Annotated in this window: 13 protein-coding genes; 6 read left to right on the forward strand and 7 right to left on the reverse strand. The window is 73.0% G+C overall.

Annotated elements, in window-relative coordinates; genetic code table 11:
* Window positions 1-17 precede the first annotated feature (17 nt).
* Window positions 18-803, reverse strand: a complete 786-nt coding sequence (locus tag ACFYP3_RS05350; RefSeq protein ID WP_388827052.1) for an alpha/beta fold hydrolase — start codon at window positions 801-803, stop codon at window positions 18-20.
* Window positions 804-938: 135 nt separating this feature from the next.
* Between ACFYP3_RS05350 and ACFYP3_RS05355 the strand changes: the two genes are divergently transcribed.
* Both ACFYP3_RS05355 and ACFYP3_RS05360 read left to right on the forward strand, forming a co-directional pair.
* Window positions 939-1,355, forward strand: coding sequence for a YciI family protein (locus ACFYP3_RS05355; RefSeq protein WP_388827055.1), 417 nt, complete (start codon window positions 939-941; stop codon window positions 1,353-1,355).
* Window positions 1,355-2,500: an RNA polymerase sigma factor gene (locus ACFYP3_RS05360; RefSeq protein ID WP_388827058.1), complete on the forward strand. Its 1,146-nt coding sequence runs from the start codon at window positions 1,355-1,357 to the stop codon at window positions 2,498-2,500. Before ACFYP3_RS05355 ends, ACFYP3_RS05360 begins: the two co-directional genes overlap by 1 nt.
* 30 nt (window positions 2,501-2,530) lie before the next feature.
* On the opposite strand, the gene ACFYP3_RS05365 is transcribed toward ACFYP3_RS05360, so the two are convergent.
* From ACFYP3_RS05365 to ACFYP3_RS05385, 5 genes are all read right to left on the reverse strand, one after another.
* Entirely contained in the window at window positions 2,531-3,652 is a 1,122-nt protein-coding gene (locus tag ACFYP3_RS05365; RefSeq protein ID WP_388827061.1) for a sensor histidine kinase, read from the reverse strand.
* Window positions 3,627-4,340: a response regulator transcription factor gene (locus tag ACFYP3_RS05370; protein WP_388827065.1), complete on the reverse strand. Its 714-nt coding sequence runs from the start codon at window positions 4,338-4,340 to the stop codon at window positions 3,627-3,629. Before ACFYP3_RS05370 ends, ACFYP3_RS05365 begins: the two co-directional genes overlap by 26 nt.
* Before the next feature lie 9 nt (window positions 4,341-4,349).
* A complete protein-coding gene (locus tag ACFYP3_RS05375; protein WP_388827068.1) occupies window positions 4,350-5,057 on the reverse strand; it encodes a VanZ family protein in 708 nt (235 codons plus the stop codon).
* 75 nt (window positions 5,058-5,132) lie between these two features.
* Window positions 5,133-5,594 carry a MarR family winged helix-turn-helix transcriptional regulator gene (locus ACFYP3_RS05380; RefSeq protein ID WP_388827071.1) on the reverse strand — a complete coding sequence of 154 codons (462 nt, stop codon included), beginning with the start codon at window positions 5,592-5,594 and terminating at the stop codon, window positions 5,133-5,135.
* Window positions 5,595-5,849: 255 nt separating this feature from the next.
* Window positions 5,850-6,227: a BlaI/MecI/CopY family transcriptional regulator gene (locus ACFYP3_RS05385; RefSeq protein ID WP_388827074.1), complete on the reverse strand. Its 378-nt coding sequence runs from the start codon at window positions 6,225-6,227 to the stop codon at window positions 5,850-5,852.
* Window positions 6,228-6,530: 303 nt separating this feature from the next.
* On the opposite strand from ACFYP3_RS05385, the gene ACFYP3_RS05390 reads away from it, so the two are divergent.
* Window positions 6,531-7,649 carry a nucleotide disphospho-sugar-binding domain-containing protein gene (locus ACFYP3_RS05390; protein ID WP_388827077.1) on the forward strand — a complete coding sequence of 373 codons (1,119 nt, stop codon included), beginning with the start codon at window positions 6,531-6,533 and terminating at the stop codon, window positions 7,647-7,649.
* Window positions 7,650-7,814: 165 nt separating this feature from the next.
* Here the strand turns inward: ACFYP3_RS05390 and ACFYP3_RS05395 are convergent, their stop codons facing one another.
* Window positions 7,815-10,259 (reverse strand): SpoIIE family protein phosphatase, encoded by a 2,445-nt coding sequence (locus tag ACFYP3_RS05395; RefSeq protein WP_388827080.1) that lies wholly within the window; start codon window positions 10,257-10,259, stop codon window positions 7,815-7,817.
* Window positions 10,260-10,786: 527 nt separating this feature from the next.
* On the opposite strand from ACFYP3_RS05395, the gene ACFYP3_RS05400 reads away from it, so the two are divergent.
* From ACFYP3_RS05400 to xdhC, 3 genes are read left to right on the forward strand one after another with little or no spacing between them, the layout of a single operon-like run.
* Window positions 10,787-12,262, forward strand: a complete 1,476-nt coding sequence (locus tag ACFYP3_RS05400) for a xanthine dehydrogenase small subunit (RefSeq protein WP_388827083.1) — start codon at window positions 10,787-10,789, stop codon at window positions 12,260-12,262.
* Window positions 12,259-14,658 carry a xanthine dehydrogenase molybdopterin binding subunit gene (gene xdhB, locus ACFYP3_RS05405; RefSeq protein ID WP_388827086.1) on the forward strand — a complete coding sequence of 800 codons (2,400 nt, stop codon included), beginning with the start codon at window positions 12,259-12,261 and terminating at the stop codon, window positions 14,656-14,658. Before ACFYP3_RS05400 ends, xdhB begins: the two co-directional genes overlap by 4 nt.
* 1 nt (window position 14,659) lies before the next feature.
* A complete protein-coding gene (xdhC, locus tag ACFYP3_RS05410) occupies window positions 14,660-15,469 on the forward strand; it encodes a xanthine dehydrogenase accessory protein XdhC (protein WP_388827649.1) in 810 nt (269 codons plus the stop codon).
* Window positions 15,470-15,573 lie beyond the last annotated feature (104 nt).

The raw sequence follows: 15,573 nt of genomic DNA on the forward strand, positions 1-15,573 counted from the left end.
CGCCACCGCCGACGGGGTCAGCGCCCGGCGCGCGCGAGCCACTCGGCGAGGAGGGCGCGCAGGAAGTCGGGCTGCTCGTGGGGCAGGGCGTGTCCCGCGTCGTCGACCACGGCGAGCGAGGCGTGCGGGTGGTGGTCGAGGAGGTCGACGGCGGCGGCGTACCCGACCGCGGAGTCCAGCCGCCCCGCCACCACCACGGTCGGCCCCGCATAGCCCGCCGGGTGGCCGGGCGCGCGGTCGGGGGTGAGGGCCCACCGTGCGCCGATGCGCTCCATCGCCGCCTCGTCGACGAGCGCGGCGGCCGGGGCCACGTACCGCTCGTACCGTTCGAGCATCTCCGGGGTCTGGATCACGAAGTAGCCCCGGAAGGCCTCGTCACCGAGCTCCCCCGATCCGACGACGGCGCGGTGCTCCGGTACGTCGCGCAGTCCCGGCACCAAGGGGCAGACGAGCGCCAGACCGGCGACCTGCGCCGGGCGCCTCGCCGCCATCGCCTGCGCGAAGTACGCGCCCGCCGAGTGACCGACGAGGAGGTACGCGGCCCCGCCCGTGACCCCGTCGGCGAAGTCGAGCAGCGTGTCGAGCACGTCGTCGGCGCTGCGCAGCGTTGCGGGGGCGGCCGTGCGGCCCATACCGGGAAGGTCGGGATAGATCCGCCGCAGCCCCGCGGCGCCCTGGAAGACCGGCTCGAAGCAGGCCTCGGTCTCACGGTGGTCGACTCCGGCACCGTGGAGCACCAGCACGGGCCGACCGGTCCCGTGCTCCACGTAGTGGACCGGCACCCAGCCCCCACTGATCTCCATTCCCGCATGCTAGAGGCGCACGGCGTGGAAGGCCGGAAAAAAGACTTCGGGCGAGGATGTCGAGAACCCGTGACCGGCTCCGTCCCAGGGGTGAAGGCGACCACAATGGGTCGCACAGCACCGAGGAGAGTCACCATGGCAAAGTACCTGCTGCTCAAGCACTACCGCGGCGCGCCGGCTGCCGGCAACGACGTCCCCATGGACAAGTGGACGCCGGAGGAGATCACGGCGCACGTGCAGTACATGCGCGATTTCGCGACCCGGCTCGAAGGGACCGGCGAGTTCGTCGACGGTCAGGCGCTCGCCCCCGAGGGGACGTGGGTCCGGTACGACGGCGAGGGCCGGCCGCCGGTCACCGACGGCCCGTTCGCCGAGACCAAGGACCTCATCGCCGGCTGGATGGTGATCGACGTCGACAGCTACGAGCGCGCCGTCGAGCTGGCCGGGGAGCTGTCGGCCGCCCCCGGGGCGGGCGGCGAGCCGATCCACGAGTGGCTGGAGCTGCGCCCCTTCCTGTCCGCGCCGCCCACCATCGCGGAGTCCTGCCACTGATGGACGAGGTCCTGCTCAGGAGCCTCACCCCGAGCGTGCTCGCCGTCCTCGTCCGCCGCGGAGCCGACTTCGCGGCGGCCGAGGACGCCGTACAGGACGCGCTGGTCGAGGCCGTCCGCGTCTGGCCGGACGACCGGCCGCGGGACCCGAAGGGCTGGCTGGTCACCGTGGCCTGGCGCCGGTTCCTCGACGCGACCCGGGCGGACACCGCCCGCCGCCGCCGCGAGGACCGCGTCGAGGAGGAACCGGCGCCCGGCCCCGCGCCCGCCGTGGACGACACGCTCCAGCTCTACTTCCTGTGCGCCCACCCGTCCCTGTCCCCGTCCGCCGCCGTCGCGCTGACCCTGCGCGCCGTCGGCGGGCTGACGACCCGGCAGATCGCCCGGGCCTACCTGGTGCCCGAGGCGACCATGGCGCAGCGCATCAGCCGGGCCAAGCGCACCGTCTCGGGCGTGCGGTTCGACCAGCCCGGCGACGTCGCCACCGTGCTGCGCGTCCTCTACCTGGTGTTCAACGAGGGCTACTCGGGCGACGTCGACCTCTCCGCCGAGGCCATCCGGCTCACCCGGCAGCTCGCCGCCGCGATCGACCACCCCGAGGTGGCGGGGCTGCTCGCCCTCATGCTGCTGCACCACGCCCGGCGCGCCGCCCGGACCGCGCCCGACGGCAGCCTGGTGCCGCTCGCCGAGCAGGACCGGGGCCGGTGGGACACCGCCTCGATCGCCGAGGGGGTGGCGATCCTGCAGGCGGCCCTCGCCCGCGACCAGTTGGGCGAGTTCCAGGCCCAGGCGGCCATCGCGGCACTCCACGGCGACGCGCGCAGCGCCGAGGAGACCGACTGGGTGCAGATCGTCGAGTGGTACGACGAGCTCGCGCGCCTGACCGACAGCCCGGTCGTCCGGCTCAACCGGGCGGTGGCCGTGGGCGAGGCGGACGGTCCGCGCGCCGGTCTGGCGGCACTCGCGGCGCTGGACGGGGCACTGCCCCGGTACGCGGCGGTGGCGGCGTACCTCCACGAGCGCGACGGCGACCTGGAAGCGGCGGCACGGCTGTACGCGGAGGCGGCCCTCAAGGCCCCCGACACCGCCGAGCGCGACCACCTCACGCGCCGGGCAGCCCGTCTCAACACCCGGCGGCGTCCCTGACGTCCCGAGCAGCCGCTCCCTCCTCGCGACCTACGGCGTGCCGGGCAGCCGGACCGTGACGAGGAGGCCGCCGCCGGGGCGGGGGACCAGGTCGAGGGTCCCGTCGTGGGCGCGGACGATGCTGTGCACGATCGCCAGGCCGAGGCCGACGCCGGCGTGCTCGTCGGTGCGTACGCGTTCCGTTCCGCGCTGGAAGGGTTCGATGAGGGTCGGTACCAGTTCCGGTGGGAGCACACGGCCCGTGTTCTCGATCCGCAGCACGCTCGTGTCGCCGTGCGCCTCGGTGCGGACCGTCACCGTGCCGCCGGAGGGGAGGTTGTGGACGACGGCGTTCTGGACGAGGTTCGTCGCCATCCGCAGCAGGAGCTCCGCGGAGCCGCTGGTGCGGGCCGCGCCGCCGGTGACGTCGAGCGTGACCCGGCGCCGTTCGGCGAGGGGCAGCAGCGTCTCGGCGGCTTCTTCGGCGAGGAGGGAGAGGTCGACGCTCTCGCGGCGGAAGTTCCCGCCGTCGCCGCGGCTGAGCAGCAGGAGGGCCTCGGTGAGGTCGACCGCCCGGGTGTTGACGGCCTGTAGGCGTGCGATGAGTTCGTCGCGGTCGCGCGTGGGGTCCTTGCGGGCGACGTCGAGGAGCGTCCGCGAGATGGCGAGGGGGGTGCGCAGTTCGTGGGAGGCGTTCGCGGCGAACCGCCGCTGCTCGGCGACGTGGGACTCGAGTTGTTCGAGCATCAGGTCGAACGCGTCGGAGAGTTCACGGAACTCGTCCTGGCGGCCCCGGATGCGGATCCGGTGGGACAGCGACCCGTTCCCGGCCTTCCGTGCCGCGTCCGTGATCTGTGTCAGCGGTGCGAGCATCCGGCCGGCGAGGAGCCACCCTCCGACGAGCCCGAGCACCAGCAGGAACACCAGGACCGCGGCGGCCCTCGGAGCGAACACGCGCAGCAGGTTGGACCGGACGGGGAAGACGCCGTGCGTGGGGTTGCCGGTGGAGCCGGGGACGATGAGTGCGCGATCGGGGACGTAGCGCAGGAGGAACACCCACACCGCGGCGAGCAGCAGGACGCCGGCGAGCATGAGGAAGCCGGCGTAGCTGAGGGTGAGCCGGGAGCGGACGCTGAGCCCGCGCGCCCTATCCACGGTCCGTTCCCTCGCCATGGTCCGCTCCCTCGTGGGCGGCCTCCGGCCGGGTGGCGATGCGATAGCCGACGCCGGGCACGGTGGCGATGATCCACGGTTCGCCGAGGCGTTTGCGCAGGGCGGAGACGGTGATCCGCACGGCGTTGGTGAGGGGGTCGACGTTCTCGTCCCAGGCCCTTTCCAGCAGCTCTTCGGCGCTGACGACCCCGCCCTCGGCGGCGACGAGGACTTCCAGCACGGCGAACTGTTTGCGGGTGAGCGCGACGTAGCGTCCGTCGCGGAAGACCTCGCGACGGAAGGGGTCGAGCCGCAGTCCCGCGATCTCACGGACCGGGGGCCGGGCGTGCCCGCGTCTGCGGTCGAGCGCCCTCAGCCGCAGGACGAGCTCCCGCAGCTCGAACGGTTTGGTGAGGTAGTCGTCGGCGCCGAGCTCGAACCCGGACGCCTTGTCGTCGATCCGGTCGGCGGCGGTGAGCATCAGGATCGGGATGCCGCTGCCGGAGGCGACGATGCGCCGGGCGACCTCGTCGCCGGAGGGTCCGGGGATGTCGCGGTCGAGGACCGCGAGGTCGTAGGAGTTGACGCTGAGCAGTTCCAGGGCGGTGTCGCCGTCGCCGGCGATGTCGGCGGCGATCGCCTCCAGCCGCAGACCGTCACGGACGGCTTCCGCCAGGTAGGGCTCGTCCTCCACGATCAGTACGCGCATGTCCGAAGCCTAGGCAACCGGTGCCGGTACGGGGCGGGGACGGTCCGACGGGGCTTGTGCCGTGGTGGTGCGCCACCAGCGCCGCGACGCCAGTCCGGCCAGCGCGGCGCCGACGGCGTTGACCAGTACATCGTCCACGGAGGACACCCGGTCCAGCCGCAGGACGTACTGCGCGGTCTCGACCAGGGCCGAGCAGCCGGCCCCGAGCGCCAGGATCCGCGGCACGGACGCCAGCGAGGCGAACCGCATGGGGGCGAAGAACCCCAGCGCCGCGAAGACCAGCAGGTTGCCCCCGATCCCGAGCGGCCCCATCGTCATCAGGTCCCGCAGCGGCACCAGGCTCACCCGGGCGGGGACGACGCCGGCCCCGCCGCCCGGCATCATGGTGATCCAGACGAACGGCACCGTCCCGTGGACCATGCCCACCTCGGCCAGCGACGTCCGCCACGGCGACCCGACACCGGCTGCCCGCCGACGGTGCGCCAGGGCCCACGCCACCAGCACGGCCGGTGGCACCGCGACCAGCGTCATCAGCACCACACCGTTGAAGGTGTCGAAGCAGCCGTGCCACCGCCCTGCCATGCACTGCGGAGCGGACATCATGAGCGGCCGCCGTACGACGAAGAGGGCGCTCGCCACGGCGAGGACGGCCAGGCCGAGGAGCACGGTCCGGCGCGCGCGGCGGGACGGTGCCGACCGGGATGCGGTGTGGTTCATGCCCTCATTGGAGCCGGAGGGCGGTTGCGGGGGCGTATGCGGTTTTCGATACGTTCACGATATGCGGGACGGTGCTCACCGCGCGGCGCCGGCGCGGGCGGCCGTCGCGCACACCCGTCGGAGCAGGTAGTGGAGCTGGGTGCGCTCGCCCTTGGTGAGGGAGGCCAGCAGTACGTCCTGCACCGACAGCGTGTCGTCCTGCGTCGCCGCCAGCGCCGCCGTGCCGGCCGGGGTGAGCGTCACCACCTCGTGCCGGCCGCCGATGGTGACGACCATGTCCTGGACGAGGCCCCGCGCGAGGAGGTCGCCGATCACCCGCGTGACGTCGGCCGGCGGGGCGTCCATCCGTTCGACCAGATCGCGGCGGGCGTGCGGCCCCAGGTCGGCCAGGGTCCTGAGGACCGTCAGGTGGAAAGGGCTCATCCCGCGCGCGTCCGCACGCTCGGCCAGCAGCACGTCCACGGCCCGGCCGGCCGCCGCCAGGAGATGCACGGTCTGCTCGGCGGGGCTCGACGACCCGCTCCCCCTGTCGTACACGTCGCATCCAATCACTGGGGAGGGGGCGTCACCTCCGACCCAGGACACGCGGACCCGCAGGCGCTCCGGCCTGAGGAGGCAGATGAAGTAGACCCGGCCTGAGCTTACTTGCACCCCGAGGATCGGTCTACATCGGAGTCGTCACCCGATGGGCCGGCGAGCGCGCGGGCGGACGGGGACGGGTCGCAGCAGAGGCAACCGCACCGTCCCGGTCAGCCGGCGCCGCTGCCCACGGCAGCGCCAGGGCCAGGCTCCTCAGTTGTCCTCGGCCTCCAGGAGCAGGCGCCGCAGCGCCTCCTCGTCGTCCCCGGAGAGCGAGGACACGAACCGCTTCAGCACGAGGTCGCGCCGCGGCTCCTTCTCCAGCTCGCGGCGCATGCGGCCGGCCGCCAGACCGGCGGCGTCGTCCGCGGCGGCGTAGGCGAAGCCCCTGCCCTCGCGGGTGCGGACGAGCGTACCCTTCCCGTACAGGCGGGTCAGGATCGTCGTCACCGTCGTCCTCGCCAGGTCGCGGCCGAGCGCGGCGTTGATCTGTTGCGGCGTCAAGGGACCTTCGGCGGCCCACAGGACGGCCAGCACGTCCGCGACGAGTTCACCGTGCGGACGCCTCGCGTCCGCGCCGTCCTGCACCATCCCGCTACCGCCCGCCCTGCTCGATGCATAGGTTTGCCTTGCCTTAGCCAACTCTACGGGGGCGGGCATCCCCACGGGCACGTCCTCGTGACCGCGCAGGCCGCGCGCTACGTGCTGATGTACTCCCTCGCGCGCCCCTCTCGCCGATGCGGTCCTGCGGAACGGGGAGCCCGGGGAAGCATGTCGGTCACCACGTATCGAAATCGGCTGAAATTCGCCCACCCCAGCGGAAACTGACGTCGCGGCACACGCGTTCGAAGATCTGGAAGAAGAATCATGGAGCTCCACCCAAGGAGTAACGCCGTGCGCGTACTGTTCACCGGCCCCGCTGCGGCAGGCCACCTGTTCCCGATGGTGCCGACCGCCCAGGCGCTCCAGGCCGCCGGGCACCAGGTGCTGTTCGCCGGTTCGGTCCCGCTCGACCAGCTGCGGCAGACCGGCATCCCCACCGTCGAGATTGGCGACGGCTCGTCATTGATGGAGGCCTTCCGGCGCGCCTCGGACGACACCGAGCCGCAGTTCGTCACGGACGGCAAGCACCCCGAGGACCTCCAGCGACAGGCCGCGGCCGGCTTCGCGGAGCACAGCCGGGTCACCATCGACGGCCTGCTCGCGGTCGCCACCGCCTGGCAGCCGGACCTCATCGTCCACGCCGCCTTCCAGGCCGCCGCACCCCTGGTCTCGGCGGCCCTCGACATACCCGCCGTGGTGCACAACTTCGGCGTGATGTCCGGCTTCGAGATGGTCGGCCGGCTCGCCGACGTCCTGGCGGACGAGTACCGGGCCCGCGGGCTCGAAGGCCCGGCGACCCGTACCGTCCTCGACGTCGTGCCCGCCTCCCTCGGCGGGGACGGCACCGGCCTGCGCGTCCGCTACGTCCCCTACAACGGCGGCGGCACGGTGCCCCGCGATCTCGTGGCCCGGGGCTCCCGGCCCCGGATCGCCGTCACCCTCGGTACGGTGGTGACCGCCTTCGCGGGCGTCGACCCGGTCAGCCGGGTGGTCGCCGAAGCCGCTTCCGTAGACGCCGAGTTCCTGCTCGCCGTGGGCGACACCGACCTGAGCCCGCTCGGCACCCTCCCGCCCAATGTCCGGCCCCTGCCCTGGGTGCCGCTGGCCCAACTGCTGGACACCGCCGACGCGGTCGTGCACCACGGCGGCTCCGGCACCATGCTCACCGCCGCCGCCCGGGGCGTCCCCCAGCTGATCCTCCCGCAGGGCGCCGACCACTTCATCAACGTCGACGCCGCGACGGACCTGGGCTTCGCCCTCCGCGCGAGCGGCGACAGCGTGGACGCCGACCTGCTCGGCCGCCTCGTCACCGACGACGACCTGCGCAAGGCCGCCGCCACCGTCCAGGCCGACATATCCGCGCTCCCCTCCCCCACCGACCTGGTCGCCTCCTTCGAGGCGCTCCGGTAGCGCGGGCACGCGGGCGGGGGTGACCGGGACTGGCGCCGCCCCGGCCGCACCCGCCCGCCGGGCGGCGGCCGCCCGCCCGGCCGTCCCCGCACAGCGCACGAGGCACCCGAGTCGGGTCCGTACGGTACGAGGACACGGCGAGCCCGTGCGGGCGGGGCAGCGCGCTCACTGAGGCGGGTCCGCGCGGTGCCAGGGGATCTCGGCCCACACCTGCTTGCCGCCGCTGAGCGGCACCGAGCCCCAGGCCATCGCCGTCGCCTCGACGATGAGCAGCCCGCGACCGCCGGTCGCCTCCCAGCTCACCGACACCGGTTTGACGGGGCTGCGCGGCGACGCGTCGTTCACGGCGATCCGCAGCCGGTCCGTCGACAGGGTCAGATCCATCCCCACCTCACCCTGGGTGTGCGCGATGGCGTTGGTGACCAGCTCGGACACGATCAGCAGGGCCGTGTCGAGTTCCTCCACCACTCCCCAGGCCCGCAGGGTGCGCGCGGTGAAGCGGCGCGCGTGCAGGACCGCCTTGGGCAGCCGCCACACCGTCCAGTGGCTCCGCTTCGGCCGGCCCCGGGTGCCGTCGTAGCGCAGCAGCAGCAAGGCCACGTCGTCATCGCGACGGCCCACGCGCATGACCAACTCGTCGGCCAGTCCCCCGACATCGACCGGGTCGGCCTCGGAGGTCACGTCGCACACCCGCCGCATGCCCTCGTCCAGGTGCAGCCGGGCGGACTCGACCAGACCGTCCGTCAGCAGGAGGAGCAGGGTCCCGGGGAGCAACCCGATCTCGGTCATGGGGAACTCGGCTGCCTCCAGCACGCCCAGGGGAGGGCCGCCCTCGACCGCCAGCTCCTCGGTGACGCCGTCGGGGTGGCGCAGGATCGGCGGCAGGTGGCCGGCCCGTACGACCCGGGCGATGCCCTCCTCCATGTCGAGGTCCACGTACGTACAGGTGGCGAACAGGTCGGTCTCCATGCCGACGAGCAGCCGGTTGGCCCGCGCGACGACCACGTCGGGCGGGTGGCCCTCCACCGCGTAGGCCCTGACCGCCGTGCGCATCTGGCCCATGATGGTGGCGGCTCCCGCGCTGTGCCCCTGTACGTCCCCGATGACGAGGGCCACATGGGCGTCACCGAGCGGAATGACGTCGTACCAGTCGCCGCCGACCTCCAGGCCGGCCGTCGCGGGCAGGTAGCGGGCCACGGCGACCCCGCCCGGCAGCTCCGGGAGTTTGCGGGGCAGCAGGCTGCGCTGGAGCATGGTGGCGAGTTCGTGTCCGGCGTCCAGGGCGTGGGCGCGCACCAGTGCCTGTCCCGCCAGCCCCGCGGTCGCGGTCAGCAGCGAGCGCTCCTCGGGGCCGAACCGGTGCTCCGTGGCCCACCCCACCAGGCACACGCCGATCATCCGGCCTTCGGCGGGCAGCGGCAGCACGGCGAGCCCACCGGGACCGACGCCCAGCAGCCCCGGTTCGAGATCCGCGCCGGGCGGCCACAGGCTCATGTGTCCGCCGCGCAGCGCGCTCTGCAGGGTCGGCAGGTCGCTGAGCGACACGTCGGGCCACTCGGAGCGCCACTCGGCGCGCCAGACGTCGGGCCACGCGTCGGGCTCGGGAGGGTCGAGGGCGGTGACCCTGAGCCGGTCGAGCTCCAGTTCGCCGACCGCCACCCGGCAGGCGCCGAGCGGCTCGCGCAGGGCGGCGACCACCAGTCGGCTGACCTCGCGGATCGTCGCCGCTCCCGCCAGCGTGGCCGACAGCCGCTGGACGACGGAGACCTCGTCGGCGCTGGGGCGCAGGTAGGTGGCATCGGCCACCACGCCCAGGACGCGCCGGGGGGTGCCGGCGGAGTCCACCTCCACACGGCAGCGCAGCCCGAGCCAGCGCAGCTCGCCGTTGGGCCGGCGGATGCGGAAGGCCAGCTGCTGTCCGCCCGTGGCGGCCAGCCGGTCCGGCTCCACGATCGCCATCAGTGCGGGCATGTCGTCGGGGACGGCGCAGGCGAGCAGCGTCTCCACCTGCCCGTCGAACTGCTCGGGAGGCAGCCCGAGCAGTTCGAGCACGTGCGCGTGGGCCTCCATGCGGCCGGTGCCCAGTTCCAGGATGAACGCGCCGCCCTGGTCGGGTACCAGGGACTGGCCCAGGTGTGCCTGCGGGGCCTGGCGTCCGGCGGAGCGGGCGGCCACCGATTCGAGTCCGGCGGCCACCTGATCGGCGTAGAGCTCCAGGAGGCTGCGGTCGTCGGCGCCGAAGCCGTCGTCCCCGACCTCGCCGGCGACGACCAGGCACCCGAGCTCCTGGTCGCCGTGTCCCAGCGGCAGCGCGCCCAGCGAGATCCGGGCCGGCGACGGGGGGGCACCGTTTCCGACCCGGGTGGGGACGTGGTGGGGGTCGTCCTCGATGAAGGTGGCGAGTTCCTTGGGCGTCAGCCACAGCGGGCGGCCGGAGCGGAAGGCGTTGGCGGCGGGTGAGTGGCCGGCCACGGCGAGGACGGCGGGCAGCCCGTAGAGGATCCCGCGGTTTCCGGTCAGCTCGGCCAGATGGAGTTCCCTGTCCTGGTCGGCGACCACGTAGACAGCGGCGAGCTCGGCCCCGCAGAACGCAAAGCGATGTCTGGTCACCGTCCGTGTCGCCTCCTGCCGAGGACGTCCCGCGGTACGCCCTCTCCCTCCATGCTTCGCGCCCGGGACGGTTCGGGCGAGTCGGAACGCGGTCCGCAGGAGGGGACGCCGCTACGCTGCGTGAAGCGAGTGTGACGGGAAGGGGTGCGGCGGGTTCGATGGGGACACAACTGGTTGCGCGTACGAAGACCCGCCGCACGAGGTGGCCGGCCTTCGTGGAATCGACCTGGAGCCGCTTGACCGATCAACCGGCGGCAACGTAACTTCGACCGCACCCGCCCATGAGCCGCTGGAAGGAGGCGAGGCCGGATGTCCACCTTCTCCGAACTGCCCCGCCCCGCACACCAGATCGCCTGGGCTCCGGGTCGTGTAGCGCACGGCTGCTGAACAGCCCCCCTCGCCGGAGTGCCCGTTCGTGGCCCCGGCGCCTTCTCATCTCTGCCCTCACCCACGGCACTTCCTCGTGTGCCGATGTGTCGCGCTGCGGTATGCCCTGCCGCGACCACGAAGAGAGAAAGCTCCTCTACATGGCGATTATCACGGTCAACGGGAAAGAAGCACCGATCTCACCGGCCGCACCCCACACCACGGTGCTGGATTTCCTGCGCGAGCGCGGCCTCACCGGCACCAAGGAGGGCTGCGCCGAGGGTGAGTGCGGCGCCTGCGCGGTCCTGGTGGCCCGTCCCGGGGTGAACAAGCCCACGGACTGGGTGGCGGTCAACGCCTGCCTGGTGCCCGTCGCGGCCCTCGACGGCCAGGAGGTCATCACCTCCGAGGGCCTGGCCACCGCCGCCGCGCCCGGTGAGCCGGCCGCGCTGCATCCCGTACAGGAGGAGATGGCCGTCCGCGGTGGCTCCCAATGCGGTTACTGCACACCGGGGTTCGTGTGCAGCATGGCCTCCGAGTACTACCGGCCCGACCGCTGCGCGCGGACGCAGGCGCAGCCGGAGGCCGCCGACGGCACCGCCGCCGACCCGGAGCACGGTCCGAACGGTTTCGATCTGCACGCGCTGAGCGGAAACCTGTGCCGCTGCACCGGCTACCGCCCGATCCGCGATGCCGCGTTCGCCGTCGGCACGCCCCCCGAGAACGACCCCCTGGCGCAGCGTCGCGAGCAGGCTCCGCCCGCCTCCGTCGCCACCGCGTACACCCGCGACGACCGTGCGTTCCTGCGGCCGGGCACCCTGTCCGACGCGCTGCGGCTGCTGCGCGAGCGGCCCGGGGCGGTGGTCGTCGCGGGCAGCACCGACTGGGGCGTGGAGGTGAACATCCGTGCCCGCCGGGCGGATTGCGTCGTCGCCGTCGACCGTCTGCCCGAACTGCGGGCACTGCGGGTCGAATCCGACCACGTCGAGATCGGGGCGGCACTGACGCTCACGGAGATCGAACGCCGCCTCGACGGCAGCGTCCCCCTGTTGGCAGAGCTGTTCCCCCAGTTCGCGTCCCGGCTCATCCGCAACAGCGCCACCCTCGGTGGCAACCTCGGGACCGGATCCCCCATCGGTGACAGTCCGCCGGTGCTGCTCGCGCTGGAGGCGTCGCTGGTGCTCGCCGACGCCGACGGCGAGCGCGAGGTCCCCCTCCGCGACTACTTCACCGGCTACCGGCAGAGCGTGCGCCGTCCCGGCGAGCTGATCCGCGCGGTGCGCGTCCCGCTGCCGCTGTCGCCGGTCACGGCCTTCCACAAGATCGCCAAACGGCGTTTCGACGACATCTCCAGCGTGGCGGTCGCCTTCGCGCTGGACATCGAGGACGGGACCGTACGCAAGGCACGCATCGGCCTGGGCGGTGTGGCCGCCACCCCGATCCGCGCCCTCGCCGCCGAGGCGGCCCTGGAGGGCGAGCCGTGGACGGCGGAGACCGTCGAGGCCGCCGCCCGGGTGCTGCGGGCCCAGGGCACTCCGCTGGACGATCATCGCGCCAGCGCCGGCTACCGCTCCGCGATGCTCGGCCAGAGCCTGCTGAAGATGTACGCGCGAACCACCGAGGCGGTGTCGTCATGAGCCAGTTGTCCCAACGTCCCGAAAAGCCCGTCGTCGGCCTCTCGATGCCCCACGAGAGCGCGCACCTGCACGTCACCGGCGCCGCGCTCTACACCGACGACCTCGCCCACCGCACCAAGGACGTCCTGCACGCCCACCCGGTCCAGGTGATGAAGGCCCACGGCAGGATCACCGCGCTGCACACCGCGCCCGCGCTCGCCGTGCCCGGTGTGGTCCGCGTGCTGACGGGCGCCGACGTACCCGGCGTCAACGACGCCGGGATGAAGCACGACGAACCGCTCTTCCCCGACGAGGTCATGTTCCACGGCCACGCCGTCGCCTGGGTGCTCGGCGAGACCCTGGAGGCGGCCCGGCTCGGGGCGGCGGCCGTCGAGGTGGAACTCGACGAGAAGCCCTCCGTGATCACGCTGACGGAGGCGATCGCGGCGGAGAGCTTCCACGGCGCCCGGCCCGTGATGGTGACCGGCGACGTCGACGCCGGCTTCGCCGATTCCGCGCACGTGTTCACCGGCGAATTCCAGTTCTCCGACCAGGAGCACTTCTATCTCGAGACGCACGCGGCGCTGGCCCTCGTCGACGAGAACGGTCAGATGTTCGTCCAGAGCAGCACCCAGCACCCCTCGGAGACCCAGGAGATCGTCGCGCACGTCCTCGGCGTGCACAGCCACGAGGTGACCGTGCAGTGCCTGCGGATGGGCGGCGGCTTCGGCGGCAAGGAGATGCAGCCGCACGGGTTCGCGGCGATCGCCGCGCTCGGCGCCCGGCTGACCGGCCGGCCCGTCCGGGTACGGCTCAACCGGACCCAGGACCTGACCATGTCGGGCAAGCGCCACGGGTTCCACGCCACGTGGAAGATCGGCTTCGACACCGAGGGCCGCATCCAGGCCCTGGACGCCACCCTGACCGCGGACGGCGGTTGGAGCCTGGACCTGTCCGAGCCGGTGGTCGCCCGCGCGCTGTGCCACATCGACAACACCTACTGGATTCCCCACGCCCGTGTCACCGGCCGTATCGCCAGGACCAACAAGGTCTCCAACACGGCTTTCCGCGGCTTCGGCGGACCGCAGGGCATGCTGGTGATCGAGGACATCATGGGCCGGTGCGCTCCGCTGCTGGGCCTGGATCCGATGGAGCTGCGCGAGCGCAACTTCTACCGGCAGGGCCAGTCCACGCCGTACGGGCAGCCGGTCCTGCATCCCGAACGGATCTCCACCGTCTGGCGGCAGGTCCGCGAGGACGCCGCCATCGCCGAGCGCAGGCGGGAGATCGCGGCCTTCAACGCCGCGCACCCGCACACCAAGCGGGCGCTCGCGGTCACCGGGATCAAGTTCGGCATCTCGTTCAACCTCACCGCCTTCAACCAGGCCGGCGCGCTGGTGCTGGTCTACAAGGACGGCTCGGTCCTGATCAACCACGGCGGCACCGAGATGGGGCAGGGCCTGCACACCAAGATGCTGCAGGTCGCCGCGACCACGCTGGGCATCCCGCTGCACAAGGTGCGGCTGGCCCCGACGCGCACGGACAAGGTGCCCAACACCTCTGCCACCGCCGCCAGTGCCGGGGCGGACCTCAACGGCGCGGCCGTGAAGAACGCCTGCGAGCAGATCCGCGAGCGGTTGTTGCGGGTGGCCGGCACCCAGCTCGGTGCGAACGCCTCGGACGTGCGCATCGTCGAGGGCATCGCACGCGTCCTCGGCAACGACAAGGAGCTGGCCTGGGACGAGCTGGTGCGCACCGCGTACTTCCAGCGGGTCCAGTTGTCGGCGGCCGGGTTCTACCGGACCGAGGGCCTCCACTGGGACGCGAAGGCCTTCCACGGCTCCCCGTTCAAGTACTTCTCCTACGGCGCCGCCGCGACGGAGGTGGAGGTGGACGGCTTCACCGGCGCGTACCGGATCCGGCGGGTGGACATCGTGCACGACGTCGGCGACAGCCTCTCCCCGATGATCGACATCGGTCAGGTCGAGGGCGGTTTCGTGCAGGGCGCGGGCTGGCTGACGCTGGAAGACCTGCGGTGGGACACCGGCGACGGGCCGAACCGCGGTCGGCTGCTGACCCAGGCCGCGAGCACGTACAAGCTGCCGAGCTTCTCGGAGATGCCCGAGGAGTTCCACGTCAGGCTGCTGGAGAACGCCACCGAGGAGGGCGCGGTCTACGGGTCCAAGGCGGTGGGTGAGCCTCCGCTGATGCTGGCCTTCTCGGTGCGGGAGGCCCTGCGGCAGGCGGCCGGGGAGTTCGGGCCCGCCGGAGTCAGTGTGGAACTCGCCTCCCCGGCGACACCGGAGGCGGTGTACTGGGCGATCGAGGCGGTACGCGGGGGCGGTGCGCGGCACGGCGGTCACGCCCCCGGCGCCGGCGCGGCCCGGGCCGAAGCAAGCGCCTTGAGCAATGTCTGACATGACGTGGGTGGCCGCGGTCGCGCGGTTGCGGGAACGCCGGGAACCCGGCGTGCTCGTGACCGTCGCGACCGTGCGCGGCCACGCGCCCCGCCGGGCCGGCGCCAAGCTCCTCGTCGGAGCCACCGAGACGTGGGGGTCCATCGGCGGCGGCAACATCGAGGCCGTCGCCATCGACCGGGCGCGCGAGCTGACCGGCGCGGCCCGGCCGGAGCCGGAACTGATGGAGTTCGCCCTCAACGACAAGGTCACCGGCCCGCACGGCGTCCAGTGCTGCGGCGGAGCCGTCACCGTACTGCTGGAGCCGCTGCCGGTCGTCGAGGCGGTGGCGGTCTTTGGCGTCGGGCACGTCGGCCTGGAGCTGGCCCGCGTCCTGGCCCGCCACCACCTCGATCTGCACCTGATCGACAGCCGCCCCGACATGCTGACCGGCGAACGGCTCGGCGTGCTCGCGGACGCGGTGGCGCAGGTCCACGTGCACCACACGCCGCTGCTTCCGGAGGAGGTGCTCGGGGTGCTGCCGCCCGGCACCCACGTACTGATCATGACCCACGATCACGCCGAGGACGCCGCGCTCTGCGACGCCGCCCTGCGCACCGCGGGTCTCGGCTCGATCGGACTGATCGGCTCGGCCGCCAAATGGGCGAGGTTCCGTCGGCGTCTGGCCACCGAGGGCGGCCACGACAGCGCCGCCATCGACAGGATCAAGACCCCGATCGGCATCCCCGGGATCACCGGCAAGGAGCCCGCCACGATCGCGTTGAGCGTGGCGGCGGACCTGCTGCGGACCTTCGAGAGCGCCCGGCCCTGAGGGGCGCCCCGGGCCGCACGTGCCGGGGGCGCCCTTTCGCGCGGATAAGCCGCGAACGGAGTACCGCTCGGCCGCCGGGCCCCGCGCGACGCCGGGGCCCGGCG

The sequence above is a fragment of the Streptomyces sp. NPDC005533 genome (assembly GCF_042871845.1).
Lineage (GTDB): Bacteria > Actinomycetota > Actinomycetes > Streptomycetales > Streptomycetaceae > Streptomyces.

Excerpts from the sequence above, each read along its gene's own strand:
- ACFYP3_RS05350 (WP_388827052.1), bottom strand. The coding sequence starts at position 803 with ATGGAGATCAGTGGGGGCTGGGTGCCGGTCCACTACGTGGAGCACGGG.
- ACFYP3_RS05355 (WP_388827055.1), top strand. The coding sequence starts at position 939 with ATGGCAAAGTACCTGCTGCTCAAGCACTACCGCGGCGCGCCGGCTGCC.
- ACFYP3_RS05360 (WP_388827058.1), top strand. The coding sequence starts at position 1,355 with ATGGACGAGGTCCTGCTCAGGAGCCTCACCCCGAGCGTGCTCGCCGTC.
- ACFYP3_RS05365 (WP_388827061.1), bottom strand. The coding sequence starts at position 3,652 with ATGGCGAGGGAACGGACCGTGGATAGGGCGCGCGGGCTCAGCGTCCGC.
- ACFYP3_RS05370 (WP_388827065.1), bottom strand. The coding sequence starts at position 4,340 with ATGCGCGTACTGATCGTGGAGGACGAGCCCTACCTGGCGGAAGCCGTC.
- ACFYP3_RS05375 (WP_388827068.1), bottom strand. The coding sequence starts at position 5,057 with ATGAACCACACCGCATCCCGGTCGGCACCGTCCCGCCGCGCGCGCCGG.
- ACFYP3_RS05385 (WP_388827074.1), bottom strand. The coding sequence starts at position 6,227 with ATGGTGCAGGACGGCGCGGACGCGAGGCGTCCGCACGGTGAACTCGTC.
- ACFYP3_RS05400 (WP_388827083.1), top strand. The coding sequence starts at position 10,787 with ATGGCGATTATCACGGTCAACGGGAAAGAAGCACCGATCTCACCGGCC.
- xdhB (WP_388827086.1), top strand. The coding sequence starts at position 12,259 with ATGAGCCAGTTGTCCCAACGTCCCGAAAAGCCCGTCGTCGGCCTCTCG.
- xdhC (WP_388827649.1), top strand. The coding sequence starts at position 14,660 with ATGACGTGGGTGGCCGCGGTCGCGCGGTTGCGGGAACGCCGGGAACCC.